The 16123-nt window shown below is 64.6% G+C and carries 11 protein-coding genes; 4 read left to right on the top strand and 7 right to left on the bottom strand.

Annotated elements, in window-relative coordinates; translation table 11 throughout:
- The 5 genes from xdhC to HFRIS_RS21915 all read right to left on the bottom strand — a co-directional run.
- Positions 1 to 774 (bottom strand): xanthine dehydrogenase accessory protein XdhC (xdhC, locus tag HFRIS_RS21895; RefSeq protein ID WP_039876924.1); only part of this gene is annotated, 774 nt, incomplete at its 3' end.
- Between the two features lie 22 nt (positions 775 to 796).
- Entirely contained in the window at positions 797 to 3166 is a 2370-nt protein-coding gene (xdhB, locus tag HFRIS_RS21900; protein ID WP_006465197.1) for a xanthine dehydrogenase molybdopterin binding subunit, read from the bottom strand.
- A 44-nt stretch (positions 3167 to 3210) separates the two neighbouring features.
- Positions 3211 to 4686 carry a xanthine dehydrogenase small subunit gene (gene xdhA / locus HFRIS_RS21905; protein WP_006465198.1) on the bottom strand — a complete coding sequence of 492 codons (1476 nt, stop codon included), beginning with the start codon at positions 4684 to 4686 and terminating at the stop codon, positions 3211 to 3213.
- A 323-nt stretch (positions 4687 to 5009) separates the two neighbouring features.
- Positions 5010 to 6311 carry an NCS2 family permease gene (locus HFRIS_RS21910; protein ID WP_006465199.1) on the bottom strand — a complete coding sequence of 434 codons (1302 nt, stop codon included), beginning with the start codon at positions 6309 to 6311 and terminating at the stop codon, positions 5010 to 5012.
- Between the two features lie 329 nt (positions 6312 to 6640).
- On the bottom strand, positions 6641 to 7570 hold the full coding sequence (locus HFRIS_RS21915; RefSeq protein ID WP_006465200.1) for a LysR family transcriptional regulator: 930 nt from the start codon (positions 7568 to 7570) through the stop codon (positions 6641 to 6643).
- Positions 7571 to 7730: 160 nt separating this feature from the next.
- Here HFRIS_RS21915 and gcl point away from each other — a divergent pair, with 160 nt between their 5' ends.
- The 4 genes from gcl (at position 7731) to pyk (ending at position 12875) form a co-directional block, all read left to right on the top strand.
- Positions 7731 to 9506, top strand: a complete 1776-nt coding sequence (gene gcl / locus HFRIS_RS21920) for a glyoxylate carboligase (RefSeq protein ID WP_006465201.1) — start codon at positions 7731 to 7733, stop codon at positions 9504 to 9506.
- An 11-nt stretch (positions 9507 to 9517) separates the two neighbouring features.
- Positions 9518 to 10306 (top strand): hydroxypyruvate isomerase, encoded by a 789-nt coding sequence (hyi, locus tag HFRIS_RS21925; protein ID WP_006465202.1) that lies wholly within the window; start codon positions 9518 to 9520, stop codon positions 10304 to 10306.
- A 67-nt stretch (positions 10307 to 10373) separates the two neighbouring features.
- On the top strand, positions 10374 to 11261 hold the full coding sequence (locus HFRIS_RS21930) for a 2-hydroxy-3-oxopropionate reductase (protein WP_006465203.1): 888 nt from the start codon (positions 10374 to 10376) through the stop codon (positions 11259 to 11261).
- A 195-nt stretch (positions 11262 to 11456) separates the two neighbouring features.
- On the top strand, positions 11457 to 12875 hold the full coding sequence (gene pyk / locus HFRIS_RS21935) for a pyruvate kinase (protein WP_006465204.1): 1419 nt from the start codon (positions 11457 to 11459) through the stop codon (positions 12873 to 12875).
- Between the two features lie 59 nt (positions 12876 to 12934).
- Here pyk and HFRIS_RS25980 read toward each other — a convergent pair whose 3' ends face one another.
- Complete coding sequence (locus HFRIS_RS25980) at positions 12935 to 14491, bottom strand: methyl-accepting chemotaxis protein (protein WP_006465205.1); 1557 nt, start codon at positions 14489 to 14491, stop codon at positions 12935 to 12937.
- A 24-nt stretch (positions 14492 to 14515) separates the two neighbouring features.
- The gene (locus tag HFRIS_RS21945; protein WP_006465206.1) at positions 14516 to 15904 is read right to left on the bottom strand and encodes an 8-oxoguanine deaminase; all 1389 of its coding nucleotides are present in this window, start codon (positions 15902 to 15904) and stop codon (positions 14516 to 14518) included.
- Positions 15905 to 16123: the final 219 nt, after the last annotated feature.

Here is a 16123-nt window from a genome sequence, read left to right on the forward strand (position 1 = left end):
CAGTTGCTGGTCGAGGGCGTGGCTGTGGGTCATCACGAGATAGTACGCACCCGGCTCGGCCATGTCCACCGCGGCATTGGGCACGTCGGTGGCTTCGGTGGTGATCTGCGCCGGCAAGCCGGGCGGGAACATGTCTTCCCGCTCATCCACCCATAGCACCCGGCAGGGTAGCGTGGACAAGACCTTGACGATGGCGGCACCCACATGGCCGGCGCCGAACAGCACCACCTGCGGCTGGTGCGCACGGCACAGGTCCAGCAACCAGCGGCGGCCCTGTTGGTCGCGCACCAGTTGCGTCTGGCTTGCTGTACGCGCCATGTCCTGCAGCGTGTGCTGCGGGCCATCAGGTTGCAGCAGTTGCATGGGCTCGGCATGGTCCAGTGGCAAGGCCCGCCACCGGTCATTTCCACGGGTCCATGATTGCTCCAGTGCCTGCCACAGCCGCAATGCCTCGGCATCGCTGGCTATCCGTTCGAAACAGAGAAACACCACGCCACCGCAGCATTGTCCCAGGCTGGGACCCAGCGCGATGCGCTCCAGCCGCCGCTGCCCATCCAGCTGGTCAGGATTGGCCAGCAGCATGGCGCGTGCGATCTGCGCGGCGCGCCATTCGAGATGGCCACCGCCGATGGTGTCGAACTGCGCATCGGCGGTGTAGAGCATGCGCGCTCCCGACTCACGCGGGGTTGACCCCTGGATCTGCGCCACCGTCACCAGCACGGCCGGTGTGCTGCTCTGCTGCATGCGGCGCAAGGCGGCTAGCCATGTCGTCATGATCGCTCTCCGAGGGTCTGGCTTATTGCACCGCTGCGGCCGCGCGGACCACATCGACCGCATCGAGGATGGCCTCGCTGGTGGCCGGTGCGCGCAATGGCGGGTTGACGCGATGCCCGCCCACTGCCGAGACCGCATCGCGAATGGCCAGGAACACCGAGAACGGCAGCAGCAACGGCGGCTCGCCCACTGCCTTGGAGCGGTGGATGGTGTCGGAGACATTGCTGTTGCGGTACAGCTCGGTGCGGAAGGCTTCCGGGCAATCCGAGATGGCCGGGATCTTGTAGGTCGAGGGGGCGTGCGTCATCAGCTTGCCGTCCTTGTTCCACCATAGTTCCTCGGTGGTCAGCCAGCCCATGCCCTGGATGAAGCCACCCTCGACCTGGCCGATGTCCAGCGCCGGGTTCAGGCTTTCTCCGGCGTCGTACAGCAGGTCGGCCTGCAGCAGTTTCCACTCCCCGGTCAGGGTATCGATCACCACTTCCGACACCGCCGCCGCATAGGCGAAGTAGAAGAAGGGATGGCCGTGCATGCGCTTGGCGTCCCAATGCACCTTGGGCGTGGAATAGAAGCCATCGGACCACAGCTGCACCCGTTGCAGGTAAGCCTGCATCACCAGTTCGACGAAGGCGATCGATTGCTCGCCGGCCATCACCAGGCCATCGGCAAAGCGGATGGCCGATGCGTCCACGCCGAAATGCCGGGCCGCCACCTGGGCCAGCCGTTCGCGGATCTGCAGGGCCGCATCCTGCGCGGCCTTGCCGTTGAGGTCGCTGCCGGTGGAGGCGGCGGTGGCCGAGGTGTTGGCGATCTTGCTGGTGTCGGTCGCGGTGCAGCGCACCTGCTCCAGCGGCACGCCCAGCGCATGGGCGACCACCTGCGCCACCTTGGTATTGAGCCCTTGCCCCATCTCCGTGCCGCCGTGGTTCACCAGCACCGAGCCATCGGTATAGACGTGCACCAGCGAACCGGCCTGGTTCAGGTGCGGCACGTTGAAGGAAATGCCGAACTTCACCGGCGTCAGTGCCAGGCCTTTCTTCAGCACCGTATTGCCGGCATTGAAGTCGGCGGTCGCCTGGCGCCGCTCCTGATAGCGGCTGCTCTTTTCCAGCTGGTCCACCAGACCGTGGATGACGTTGTCTTCCACCTTCTGGCCATAGTGGGTGACGTTGCGCGCCGCCGGCCCTTCTTCATCGCTGGGGCCGTAGAAATTGTTGCGGCGGATCTCCAGCGGATCACGCCCCAGGTTGCGGGCGATCTCGTCGATGATGTACTCGATGGCCAGCGCCCCCTGGGGGCCGCCGAAGCCGCGGAAGGCGGTATTGGACTGGGTGTTGGTCTTGCCGCACATGGCGTGGATTTCCACGTCCGAAAGGTAGTAGGCATTATCGAAGTGGCACACCGCCCGCGTGGCCACCGGGCCGGACAGGTCGGCCGAAAAACCGGCGCGCGAGATCATGTCGATCTTGGCCGCCAGGATACGTCCGCTGTCGTCATAGCCGATCTCGTAGTCGTAGGCGAAGCAGTGGCGCTTGCCGGTGACCATCATGTCGTCATCCCGGTCGGCGCGCAGCTTGACCGGACGACGCAGGCGCGCCGCCGCCACAGCAGCGGCGCAGGCCCACAGCGCCGATTGCGATTCCTTGCCGCCGAAGCCGCCGCCCATGCGCCGGCATTCCACCAGCACATCGTGCGAGGCCAGTTTCAACACGGTGGCGATATGGTGCTGCATCTCGCTGGGGTGCTGGGTCGAGCAGTACACGTGCATGCCGCGCCCCTCCTTGGGGATGGCATAGGAAATCTGCCCCTCCAGATAGAACTGCTCCTGTCCGCCCACATCGAACTGGCCGCGCAGCTTGTGCGGTGCCAGCGCCAGGGCCACCGCCGGTTCCCCGCGCGACAGGTGCATCGGCGGCAGTACATAGGATTGCGCGGCATGGGCGGCGCGTGGCGTCAGGACCGGCGGCAGTTCTTCGTAATCGACCACCGCCAGGCGCGCGGCGCGGCGCGCATGGTCGTGGCTGTCGGCCACCACGATGAACATCGGCTGACCCACGTATTGCACCAGCCCATCGGCCAGCACCGGATCGTCGTGGATGATGGCCCCGCATTCGTTCTCGCCCGGAATGTCCGTTGCGGTGAAGACTGCGACCACACCGGTGGCCGCCTTGACCTTGTCCAGGTCGATGGCGCGCACCCTGGCATGGGCCTTCTGCGACAGGCCAAGGGCCGCATGCAGGGTCCCCTGCAGTTCCACGATGTCGTCGGTGTAGGTGGCTTCGCCGGTCACGTGCAGCAGGGCCGACTCATGCGGATGCGGCTTGCCCACGGTGGCCCAGTCCTGCGGCGGTTGTACCAGGGTATTGAGGAATTGTTCGCTTTGCTTGTTCATGCTGTTCTCCTGCGGATTCTGTCGATAGGCTGTACGCGATGCACTCACGCCGCGAAGGCGCGCACATCCTGGCGCGCCAGCGGCGCCTCGCTGCGGGTTTCCAGCCAATAGCGATAGAGCAGGTTCTGCGCGGTGCGCAGGCGATAGGCGGCGCTGGCGCGCATGTCCGACAGCGGGGCGTAATCCTGGGCCAGCGCAGCCATGGCGGCGCGTACCTGTGCCTCGTCCCACACCTTGCCTTGCAACAGTGCCTCCGCCTGTGCGGCGCGTTTGGGCGTGGCGGCCATGCCGCCGAAGGCGATGCGCGCTTCGGTCACGATGTCACCGTCCATGCGCAGGGCAAAGGCAGCACAGACCGCCGAGATATCCTGGTCGAAGCGCTTGGAGAGCTTGTACACGCGGAAACGCACCTCCTTGCCGGGCAGCGGAATACGTACGGCCTGCACCACCTCGTTGGCTTGCAGGGCCGACTTCTGATAGGCCAGATAGAAGTCTTCCAGCGGCATGACACGCTGACCGTCCACGCCGGCCAGCACGATCTGTGCACCCAGCGCGATCAGCCAGGGCATGGAGTCGCCGATGGGCGAGCCGTTGGCGACATTGCCGCCCAGGGTGCCGGCGTTGCGCACCGGCATGGAGGCAAAGCGCTGCCATAGTTCGGACAGCTCTTGCGGATAGTGACGGGCCGCTTCGGCATAGGCATCTTCCAGCGAGACGCCGGCCCCGATTTCCAGCATGCCATCCTGCACGGACATGGCGCGCAGTTCCTCCACGCGACCGATGTAGAGGATGTCACCCAGCTCGCGCATCTGCTTGGTCACCCACAGCCCCACATCGGTGGAGCCGGCCAGGATGCGCGCCTTGGGCAGTTCGGCGCGCAACTGCAGCAGCTGCGCCAGCGTGCGCGGGGCGTGGAAGGTCTGGCCGCCATGGGTCACGGCCAGCGGCGCGTCGCGGTCGATGGCGCGTAGCGCGGTCTTGACGGCGTCACGGTCGAAATCCACCTTGGGCAGTTCGCCCATGCGGCGTGCCGCATCGATGATGGGGCGATAGCCGGTGCAGCGGCACAGGTTGCCGGAAAGGGCGTCATCGATCTCGCGCTTGGTCGGCGTGACGCCGTCCTGGTCGTGCTTCAGGTACAGGCCCCACAGCGACATCACGAAACCCGGCGTGCAGAAGCCGCACTGCGAGCCATGACATTCCACCATGGCCTGCTGTACCGGATGCAGGCAGCCATCGGCCTGCTTCAGGTCTTCCACGGTGAACAGCGCCCGGCCGTCCAGGGTGGGCAGGAACTGGATGCAGGAGTTGACCGTCTTGAGCTCCAGCTGATCATTGCGCAGCTCGCCCACCACCACGGTGCAGGCTCCGCAATCGCCTTCGGCACAGCCTTCCTTGGTGCCGGTGCAATGCAGGTCTTCGCGCAGATGCTGCAGAACGGTGCGGGTCGTGGGTTGGCCTGCTACTTCGTGGGTCTGGCCGCGAAAGTAGAACTGGATGGGGCGGATGGTCTCTGGCATTTGGCTTTACTCAATATGGATTGTCTACAAAACAGACTGCTTTATGGCGCGCTCCAGGGCGTATCGTGGGGCGTGCTTCTTATTGTTGGATCTGCTTTCAGGCGGCATGTCCGCTCGGGGCGGCGGCCGGCCTGTGGTGTCTCCCGTGGCCAGATGGCATTCAAGAAACGTGCCGGGGTCGTCAAAAGAGGAAACGGATTGTCCGCAGCCTATTGTTGCGGACGATTGTCGGGTTCCCTCTTGTCACGATCCCGAAGAGGCAGCCCCTGTCGTTGCGGGCCGCCTCTTCGATGGTTCAGACTACTTCACGACGCTGCATGCGCTCATTCGCCACCGAGGTAGATGATCTTGAACAGGAAGATCGCAGCGATGATCCAGATTACCACCGACACGTCCCGGGCGCGACCGGTGAGCAGCTTCAGGCCGGCGTAGCTGATGAAGCCCAGTGCCAGGCCATTGGCGATCGAATAGGTGAAGGGCATCACCAGCGCCGTGATCACGGCCGGCACGCATTCGGTGGTGTCGTCCCAGTCGATGTGCACCAGTTCGCGCAGCATCAGGCAGGCCACGAAGAACAGCGCCGGTGCCGTCGCATAGGCCGGCACCACGCCAGCCAGCGGTGCGATGAACAGGCACAGCAGGAACAGTACCGCGATGGCCACGGCGGTGAGGCCGGTACGGCCGCCGGCCTGCACGCCGGCGGCGCTCTCGATGTAGGCGGTGGTGGACGAAGTGCCCAGCAGGGAGCCGGCGACGATGGCCGTGCTGTCGGCCATCAGGGCCTTGTTCAGGCGCGCCATCTTGCCGTCCTTCATCAGCCCGGCGCGGGTGGCCACGCCCATCAGGGTGCCGGTGGCGTCGAACAGTTCCACCAGGAAGAACACCAGCACCACGTTGATCAGGCCCATGGAAATGGCGCCCTTGATATCCAGTTGCAGGAAGGTCGGCGCAATCGAGGGCGGTGCGGCGAAGATGCCGGAGAAGTGATTGCCGCCGAAGATGAACGACAGCACCGTCACCAGCAGGATGCCGATCAGCAGCGCGCCGCGCACCTTCAGGCGGTCCAGCGCCACGATCACCAGGAAGCCGATGACGGCCATCACCGGCGCAGGCTGGTGCAGGTCACCGAGGGTCACGAAGGTGGCCGGATTGGCGGCGACGATGCCGGCGCTCTTGAGCGAAATGATCGCCAGGAACAGCCCGATGCCGGCCGGGATGGCCGTGCGCAAGGAGCGCGGAATGCTCTGGATGATCAACTCGCGCACGCGCAGCACGCTCACCAGCAGGAACAGGCAGCCCGAGATCAGCACCGCGCCCAGCGCGGCCTGCCACGGGAAGCCCATGCCCTTGACCACGGCATAGGCGAAGTAGGCATTGAGCCCCATGCCGGGTGCCAGGCCGATGGGGTAGTTGGCATACAGGCCCATGATGAGGGTGCCCACGGCAGCGGCCACGCAGGTGGCGACGAACACCGAGTCCTTGGGCATGCCGGCGTCCCCCAGGATGGAGGGATTGACGAAGATGATGTAGGCCATCGTCAGGAAGGTGGTGAGTCCGGCCAGCAGCTCGGTGCGCACGGTGGTGCCGTTTTCTTCCAGGCGGAAGAATCTGTTCAGGGCGTTCATTGTGGGTTGTCTCCGTTGGGTCCTTTTTTATGCGCCGGAAAACCCGCCTGCAGCGGTGGCAGGCAGAAAGTGGGCGTTGCTGTTGTCTTGGCAGCGTTCGTAATGTCGTTGAATTTCATGATGCGCGATGTAAGGGCCGGGGCATAGCCATTATTGGGCTGGGGTTATAACGGTCGGATTGGCGGAAAACCCGCCTGGCAGGCGGATTTTGTTGCATTGCATTGTCGGCATACGGGTAAGCAATCAATCGCCGCAAATTGCCGCCAGGACCGAGATTTTGCCACTGTTGTCGGATTGCATCCGGGAACGCCCGCTTTTCGGCTTTCGCCTCAGGCGGTGCGGGCCGGACTGCGCGCCCGGTTCCAGTAGTCCGGCTGGGCATAGACTTCCTTGAGGTAATCAATGAAAAAGCGCGTCTTGGCTGGCAGGTGCCGCTGCTGCGGGTAGACCGCCATGATGTCGTAGTGGGGCAGGGCGTAGTCGTCCAGCACCGTCACCAGCTCGCCTGACGCCAGTTGCGCCTGGATTTCCCAGGTGGAGCGCCAGGCCAGTCCCAGCCCTTCGCTGGCCCAGCGGTGCAGCAGTTCGCCATCGTTGCAATCCAGCTTGCCCTGTACCTTGATGATGACCGGCTTGCCATTCTGCTGGAAATACCAGCCGCGCTGCTGGCCGCCCTGCAGGTTGAAGGCCAGGCAGTTATGGCGCGCCAGGTCGTCCAGCGTGCGCGGGATGCCGTGGCGATGCAGGTAATCCGGCGCCGCGCAGACCACGCGCCGGTTGCTGGCCAGGCGCACGGCCACGAAACTGGGTTCGATGGCGCCGCCGATGCGGATACCCAGGTCATAGCCCTCGCGCACCAGATCCACCACGCGATCGGTCAGGTTGAAGGAGATCTGCACCTCCGGGTGGGCCGCCAGGAAGGTCGGGGCATGCGGCGCCACATGCAGCCGGCCATAGGCGGCAGGCGTAGAGACCACCAGGTGGCCGGTGGCCTTGTGACGCCCTTCGGCCACGCTCTTTTCGGCCGTGTCCATCTGCTCCAGCAGCTTGCGGCAGTGATCCAGGAAGACGCTGCCCTGCTCGGTCAGCGTCAGGTGGCGCGTGGTCCGGTGCATGAGCTTGGTCCCCAGGCGCTTTTCCAGGGCATCGATGCGCCGCCCCATCATCACCGGCGTGACCTGTTCTTCCAGCGCGGCGGCGGCCAGGCTGCCCTTGTCCACTACTGAAACGAAGGCTTCGATCTGCTTGAGTTTGTCCATCAATTCCTCCCGGCTGCAGTGTAATTCAATACTTTTTCTATGTTTCCATACTTTTGGTAAGTAATCAGTGGATTCTGATGATACTTATCATCCGGATTTGTAATGACTAGCATGGCCTCCAGAGATCAACACCATCCCAACGGACATCTGGAGAACGAGCATGGCAAAGATGAGAGCAGTCGACGCGGCAGTGCATGTACTGGTCAAGGAGGGCTGCCTGCAGGCCTTCGGCGTGCCGGGCGCGGCCATCAACCCCTTCTATTCGGCCCTCAAAAAGCACGGCGGCATCGGGCACATCCTGGCGCGCCATGTGGAGGGCGCCTCTCACATGGCCGAGGGCTATACTCGCGCCAGGGCCGGCAACATCGGCCTGTGCATCGGTACCTCGGGGCCCGCCGGCACCGACATGATCACCGGCCTCTATTCGGCCCAGGCCGATTCCATTCCCATCCTGTGCGTCACCGGCCAGGCCCCGCGTGCACGGCTCTACAAGGAAGACTTCCAGGCCGTGGACATCGAATCCATCGCCAAGCCCGTCACCAAGTGGGCCGTGACCGTGCGCGAGCCGGCCCAGGTGCCGCGCGTGTTCCAGCAGGCGTTCCACCTGATGCGCTCGGGCCGCCCGGGGCCGGTGCTGATCGACCTGCCCTTCGATGTGCAGATGGCCGAGATCGATTTCGACCCGGATACCTATGCGCCGCTGCCGGTCTATCGTCCCGCCGCCACCCGCGCCCAGATCGAGAAGGCCCTGGAGATGCTCAACGCCGCCGAACGTCCGCTGCTGACCATTGGCGGCGGCGTGGTCAATGCCGACGCTGCCGGGCTGGCGGTGGAGTTTGCCGAACTGACCGGCGTGCCGGTCATCCCCACGCTCATGGCCTGGGGCACCATCCCCGACGATCACCCGCAGATGGCCGGCATGGTCGGCCTGCAGACCAGCCACCGCTATGGCAATGCCACGCTGCTGGCCTCGGACTTCGTGCTGGGTATCGGCAACCGCTGGGCCAATCGCCATACCGGCTCCATCGATGTCTTCACCAAGGGCCGCAAGTTCGTCCACGTCGACATCGAACCGACCCAGATCGGCCGCGTCTTTGGTCCCGACTATGGCATCGTCAGCGATGCCGGCGCGGCACTGAAGCTGTTCGTCGAGGTGGCACGCGAGCTCAAGGCGGCGGGCCGCCTGCCTGACCGCTCGGCCTGGCTGACGGAGTGCCAGCAGCGCAAGAAGACCCTGCAGCGGCGCACCCATTTCAACGAGGTACCGGTCAAGCCGCAGCGCGTCTATGAGGAAATGAACCGCGCCTTCGACCGCGATACCTGCTACGTCGCCACCATCGGCCTGTCGCAGATCGCCGCCGCGCAATTCCTGCATGTCTACAAGGACCGCCACTGGATCAACTGCGGCCAGGCCGGTCCGCTGGGCTGGACCATCCCCGCCGCACTGGGCGTGGTGGCGGCCGATCCGCAGAAGAAGGTGGTGGCCATCTCGGGCGACTACGACTTCCAGTTCATGATCGAAGAACTCGCCGTGGGCGCGCAATTCAAGCTGCCCTACCTGCACGTGCTGGTCAACAACTCCTACCTCGGCCTGATCCGCCAGGCCCAGCGCGGCTTCGAGATGGACTACTGCGTGCAGCTGGCCTTCGAGAACATCAACGCTCCCGAACTGCAGGGCTATGGCGTGGACCATGTGGCCGTCGTTGAGGGCCTGGGCTGCAAGGCCATCCGCGTGACCGACCCCAATGGCATCCAGGATGCACTGGCCCAGGCGCAGCGCTGGATGGCCGAGTATCGCGTGCCGGTGGTGGTGGAAATCATCCTGGAGCGCGTCACCAACATCGCCATGGGCACCGAGATCGATGCCATCAACGAATTCGAAGCCCTGGCCGAGCGCGCCGAGGATGCGCCCACCGCCATCAGCCTGCTGGACTAAGAGGAGACACCATGACCCGACTTGCCGCCAATCTCACCATGCTGTTTTCTGAACAGCCTTTCCTGGAACGCTTCAAGGCTGCGGCCGATGCCGGTTTCAAGGGCGTGGAATTCCTGTTCCCGTATGCCTTCGCGCCGCAGCAGATCGCCGACCAGCTGCGCACCCATCGCTTGCAACTGGTATTGCACAACCTGCCGGCCGGTAACTGGGATGCGGGCGAGCGGGGCATTGCCTGCCATCCGGATCGGGTGGCCGAGTTCCGCGCCGGTGTCGATGAGGCGATCCGTTATGCCAAGGCGCTGGAAGTGCCGCAGCTGAACTGCCTGGTCGGCATCCTGCCACCGGGTGTCGCGCGCGAGGCCGCCCGCGAGGTGCTGGTGGGCAATCTCAAGTACGCCGCCAGCAAGCTCAAGGAGCAGGGCATCCGCCTGCTGATCGAACCGATCAACCATTTCGACATCCCCGGCTTCTTCCTCAACACCACGCGCCAGGCGGTAGAGCTGATCCTGGCCACCGGCTCGGACAATCTCTTCGTCCAGTACGACATCTATCACATGCAGCGCATGGAGGGCGAACTGGCCAACACCCTCAAGGCCAACCTCTCCCTGATCGGCCACGTGCAACTGGCCGATAACCCCGGACGCGGCGAGCCCGGCAGCGGCGAAATCAACTACCGCTACCTGTTCAGTTGGCTGCAGGAGATCGGCTATCGCGGCTGGATCGGCTGCGAATACAAACCGCAGGCCGGCACCGTCGCCGGCCTGGGCTGGATTGCGCAACACGGCTTGCAGCACGCGTGAGTGCATCGGCGCGTGAATGCGCAAGTGCGCGCAAGCAGGATTTCATCTTTTCTTGAGGAGACACAGCATGGCAAAAGTCGGATTCATCGGCCTGGGTATCATGGGCGCACCCATGGCGGACGAGCTGCAACAAGGCGGCCACAAGCTCTACCTGCATGACCAGAAGAACCCGCCGGCGGGATTGCTGGAAGGCGGCGCCACCGTCTGCACCTCGGGCGCGGAAGTGGCCAAGCGCGCCGACATCGTCATCGTCATGGTGCCGGATACGCCGCACGTCCAGGCTGTGCTGTTCGGCGAAAAGGGCGTGGCCGAAGGCCTCTCGCCCGGCAAGATCGTGGTCGACATGAGTTCCATCTCTCCCATCGCCACCAAGGAGTTCGCGCAGAAGATCAACGCCCTGGGTTGCCAGTACCTGGATGCACCGGTCTCGGGTGGCGAAGTCGGCGCCAAGGCCGCCTCGCTGACCATCATGGTCGGCGGATCGGAATCGGCTTTCAACGACGTCAAGCCCCTGTTCGAACTGATGGGCAAGAACATCACCCTGGTCGGCGGCAACGGTGACGGCCAGACCACCAAGGTCGCCAACCAGATCATCGTGGCCCTGAACATCCAGGCCGTGGCCGAGGCACTGCTGTTCGCTTCCCGGGCCGGTGCCGATCCGGCCCGGGTGCGTCAGGCACTGATGGGCGGTTTCGCCGCCTCGCGCATCCTGGAGGTGCATGGCGAACGCATGGTCAAGCGCAGCTTCAATCCGGGCTTCCGCATCGAGCTACACCAGAAGGACCTGAACCTGGCCCTGCAGGGCGCCAAGGCGCTGGGCATCAGCCTGCCCAACACCGCCACCGCGCAGGAGCTGATGAATGCCTGCGCCGCCCATGGCCTGAGCGGACTGGATCACTCGGCGCTGTGTCGCGCCGTGGAGATCATGTCCAACCATGAGATCGCCCAGGCGTGAGCAGTTGACGCTGCCAGCATGAGGTGCGGCCAGGGATGATGATGGTCCTGGCATACCTCATCCCGTTCGGACTGAGTAGCCGCGCAAGCGGCGTATCGAAGGCGCGCAGACGTGAGAGCGCCTTCGATACGATCCTTCGGATCTACTCAGTCCGAACGGCTTTTTAGTGATCAAAACAATTTAAAGAGGATGTTCATGCGCCGCCAACGCCAGGCCAAAATCGTCGCCACCCTCGGCCCCGCCAGTGCCACGCCGGAAATGATCCGCGCCCTCTTCGAGGCGGGTGCCGACGTGTTCCGTTTCAATTTCAGTCACGGCAGCCACGCCGACCATCTCGCCCGCTACCAGATCGTGCGCCAGGTGGAGCAGGAAGTGGGCCGTCCCATCGCCGTGCTGGCCGACCTGCAGGGCCCCAAGCTGCGCATCGGCCAGTTCGCCCAAGGCCGTGTGAGTGTCGAGGCCGGGCAGGCCTTCGTGCTGGACCACGATGCGACCCCTGGTGATGCTCACCGGGTATGCCTGCCGCATCCGGAATTGTTCGAGGTCATCGGCCCCGGGCAAAGCCTGTTGATCGACGATGGCAAGGTGCGGCTGCAGGTCGACTCCAGCGATGGCGCCCGCATTCTCACCCGCGTGGTCAACAGCGGCGTGCTGTCCGACCGCAAGGGCGTCAATGTGCCGGATGCAGTGTTGCCGATTCCCGCACTGACCGCCAAGGACCGGCGCGACCTTGATTTCGCATTGGACATGGGCGCGGACTGGATCGCACTATCCTTCGTACAACGTCCTGAAGATGTGAAGGAAGCCCGCACCCTGGTTGCAGGCCGCGCGGCCATTCTTTCCAAGCTGGAAAAGCCTGCCGCGCTGGACCGGCTGGAAGAGATTATCGACGTCTCGGACGCCATCATGGTGGCGCGCGGCGACCTCGGTGTGGAGCTGCCGCCGGAATGCGTGCCGGGCACGCAAAAGCGCATCCTGCGTGCCTGCCGCCAGCAGGGCAAGCCGGTCGTGATCGCCACCCAGATGCTGGAATCCATGATCAGTGCCCCGGTCCCCACCCGCGCAGAAGTCTCGGATGTAGCCAGTGCCATCTACGATGGCTCGGACGCGGTGATGCTCTCGGCCGAATCGGCCCATGGCGACTACCCGGTGCAGGCGGTGACGATGATGGATCGGGTGATCACCGAAGTGGAGCGAGACCCGCTCTACCGCACGCTGATGCAGGCCCAGTACGCGGCCCCGCAGCGCAACCGCCCGGACGCCATCTGCGCCGCCCTGCGCGACGTCGCCGGCATCCTCGGCGCCAGCGCCACGGTGACCTACACCAGCTCCGGCCATACCAGCCTGCGCGCCGCCCGCGAACGCCCGTCCGCGCCCATCCTCTGCATTACCCCGCAACTGACGACGGCCCGACGGCTGGCGCTGGTATGGGGCGTGCATTCCACCATCAGCGAACAGATGCACGACGAAAGCCAGCTGGTCGGTGCTGCCTGCCAGGCAGCGGTGCGGGAGGGATTTGCGCGCAAGGGGGACCAGATCGCCATCACCGCCGGCATGCCCTTCGGACAGCCGGGGAGTACCAATCTGTTGCGGGTGGCGGAGGTGTGGGGGTAGGCCGGATAACCATCATGATGGCCGGAGAAGCCGTTCAGCATCATGCTGAACGGTTTTTTTCATGGGTGCGCTGGCGCCAGCTTGAACACCCCCACCACATCCTGCAACTGCACGGCCTGGTCGCGCATGGCCTGGGCGGCGGCGGCGGCCTGTTCCACCAGGGCCGCGTTCTGCTGGGTCGATTCGTCCATCTGCGTGATAGCCCGGTTGATTTCTTCCAGGCCCGTGCTCTGCTCCTGGCTGGCCCGGCTGATCTCGGCGATGATGGTGTTGACCCGCTGCACGCTGGCCACCACATCCTCCATGGTGCTGCCGGCCTGCTGCACCAGGGTACTGCCGTTTTCGATCTTGCCCACCGAGTCATGGATCAGGGTCTTGATCTCGCGGGCGGCGCTGGCGCTGCGCTGGGCCAGCGAGCGCACCTCCGAGGCCACCACCGCAAAGCCGCGTCCCTGTTCGCCGGCACGCGCGGCTTCCACGGCAGCATTGAGCGCGAGGATATTGGTCTGGAAGGCGATGCCGTCAATGACCGCGATGATGTCCACGATCTGCCGTGAGGACGCATTGATGTCAGCCATCGTATCGACCACCCGATGCACCACGCTCCCGCCCTGTACCGCGATGCCGGAGGCGGTGCTGGCCAGTTGCGTGGCCTGACGGGCGTTGTCGGCGTTCTGCCTGACGGTGGTGGTCAGCTCTTCCATGGCCGAGGCGGTTTCTTCCAGGGAGCCCGCCTGCTGCTCGGTGCGGGCCGAGAGATCCAGGTTGCCGCTGGCGATTTCACCGGCGGCATGGTGGATCGTATTGCTGCCCTGGTGCACGCGACCAACGATGTTGCGCAAGTTCTCATTCATCAGTTTCAGGGCCGCCATCAGCTCGCCAGTCTCGTCGCGCGAGGTGACTTCCACCTGCGTGGACAGGTCGCCTTCGGCCACCCGCCGTGCCACGCCCACGGCATGGCCGAGCGGGCGCGAGATGCTGCGCGAGACCAGCCATGCGACTGCGGTAGCCAGCAGCAGAGCGACCACGGCCAGGCTGTTGATGAGTAGACGGGCACTGGCCGAATCCCGGGTGGCTGCTTCGCCAGCCGCATCCATCAGGCCACCCTGGTAGTCGAACATGGCATCGAGCGCAATGAAGTACTTGATCTGCACCGGCATGAATTGCTGCGGCAGGAAGGCACGGGCTTCATCGGTGCGACCCGCCATGGCCAGGGCCATGAGCTGGTCGCGCGCGGGAACGTAGGCCTGGCGTGCCGCGATAGCGGCTTCCACGTATCGCCTGTCTTCCTCGGTGCGTGCCACTTGCTGCAGCCTGGCCAGGTATTCGTTCATCTTGCGGTCGGCCGCCGTGGCATCGGCGGCCAGGGCCTTGATGCGCTCGGGGTCGCTGGTGAGCAGGATGTCGCGGATATCCAGGGCGATCTTGTTGACCTGGATCTGTACCGTGTTGGCCATGACCGTCTTGGGATAGCGGTCCTTGACGATGAGGCCGATGCCATCGGCCAGTCGTCCCAGTTGCAGGTTGCCGAGTATGGCGATGGCCAGCAGGAGCACCATGACTGCGCCAAAACCCAGCGCCAGGCGGGCGCCGATCTTCATGTCCGAGATACTCATGTTCGACTCCGGAGTGAGGGTGGGTTAGTGGGCGGATGAGCGGGCCGCTTCAGCCAGTTGCAGCGACAGGGCGTTGTGCCGCTCCAGCACCACCCCCAGATCGATGCTGGTGAACTGCCCCTCGCGCACGATCACGCGACCGTTGATGATGCTGTAGTCCACATTGGCCGGGGTGCAGAACACCAGCGCGGCCACCGGGTCATGCAGCGCCCCGGCAAAGGCCAGCTGGCGCGTGTCGAACAGCACCAGATCGGCTGACATGCCGGGTTTGAGCGCGCCGATGTCATCCCGATTCAATACCTTCGCACCCCCCAGGGTGGCGATCTCCAGCGCCTGGCGTGCCGTCATGGCGTCCGGGCCGAATCCTACCCGCTGCAGCAGCATCGCCTGACGCACTTCGCCCAGCATGTGGGCGCTATCGTTGGAGGCACTGCCATCCACCCCCAGTCCGACCGGCACGCCCGCGTCCAGCATCTTGCGGATGGGGGCGATGCCAGAGGCCAGGCGCATGTTGGAACAGGGGCAATGCGCCACGCCGGTGCCGGTGCGGGCGAAGAGATCGATACCGTGATCATCCAGTTGCACGCAGTGGGCGTGCCAGACGTCGTGGCCGACCCAGCCGCAGTCCTCGGCGTATTGGGCCGGGGTCATGTTGAATTTCTCGCGGCTGTAGGCGATGTCGTTGACGTTCTCGGCCAGGTGGGTGTGCAGGGAAACGCCGTAGTGGCGGGCCAGGTCGGCGGCTTCGCGCATCAGGTCGCGCGAGACCGAGAAGGGCGAGCAGGGGGCGACCACGATGCGCTGCATGGCGTGACGCGCCGGGTCGTGATAGGTCTCGATGAGGCGGCGACTGTCCTTGAGGATGGCTTCTTCGTCTTCCACCACGCTGTCCGGCGGCAGGCCGCCCTTGGATTGGCCTACGCTCATGGCGCCTCGGGCGCCGTGGAAGCGCATGCCGATCTGGGTCGCGGCTTCCAGACTGTCATCCAGGCGGGTCTGGTTGGGGTAGATGTAGAGATGGTCGCTGCTGGTGGTGCAGCCGGAGAGGATCAGCTCGGCCATGGCGGTGAGCGTGGAGACCTGGATCATCTCGGGGGTGAGGCCGGCCCAGATCGGGTAGAGGTTGGTGAGCCAGTTGAACAGTTCGCCATTCTGCGCGGCGGGGATGACGCGCGTGAGGCTCTGGTACATGTGGTGGTGGGTGTTGACCAGGCCGGGGATGACGACATGGTGGGTGGCGTCGATGATTTCATCGGCCTGCTGCGGCAGGTCGGCGCTCTTGCCGACCTGTTCGATCACGTTGTCGCGGATGTAGACGGCGCCTTGCGGGATTTCTTCGCGGGTGTCGTTCATGGTGACGAGCACGCGGGCGTTCCTGATCAGCAGGGTCTTGCTGTTTGGCTTGTGTTGCATGTTGCTGGACTCCTTCTTGGGTTCCTTGTTTCTGTTGGATTGGCTTGCTTGCGGGTCGACGCAGGTGACAGGGGGGAGTCCCTTTCTTGCCCTATTAACGCTGCGGCGCGTGGGGTTGCTGGGTAGATTGAATCCTGCCTGACACGGGTTGTTGGTTTATCGAGTCCACTGTAAAGACGTCCTGCCTATACCGGGGCAAGGCTCCTGAACATGCATGTT

It is taken from the genome of Herbaspirillum frisingense GSF30, assembly GCF_000300975.2.
GTDB lineage: Bacteria > Pseudomonadota > Gammaproteobacteria > Burkholderiales > Burkholderiaceae_D > Herbaspirillum > Herbaspirillum frisingense.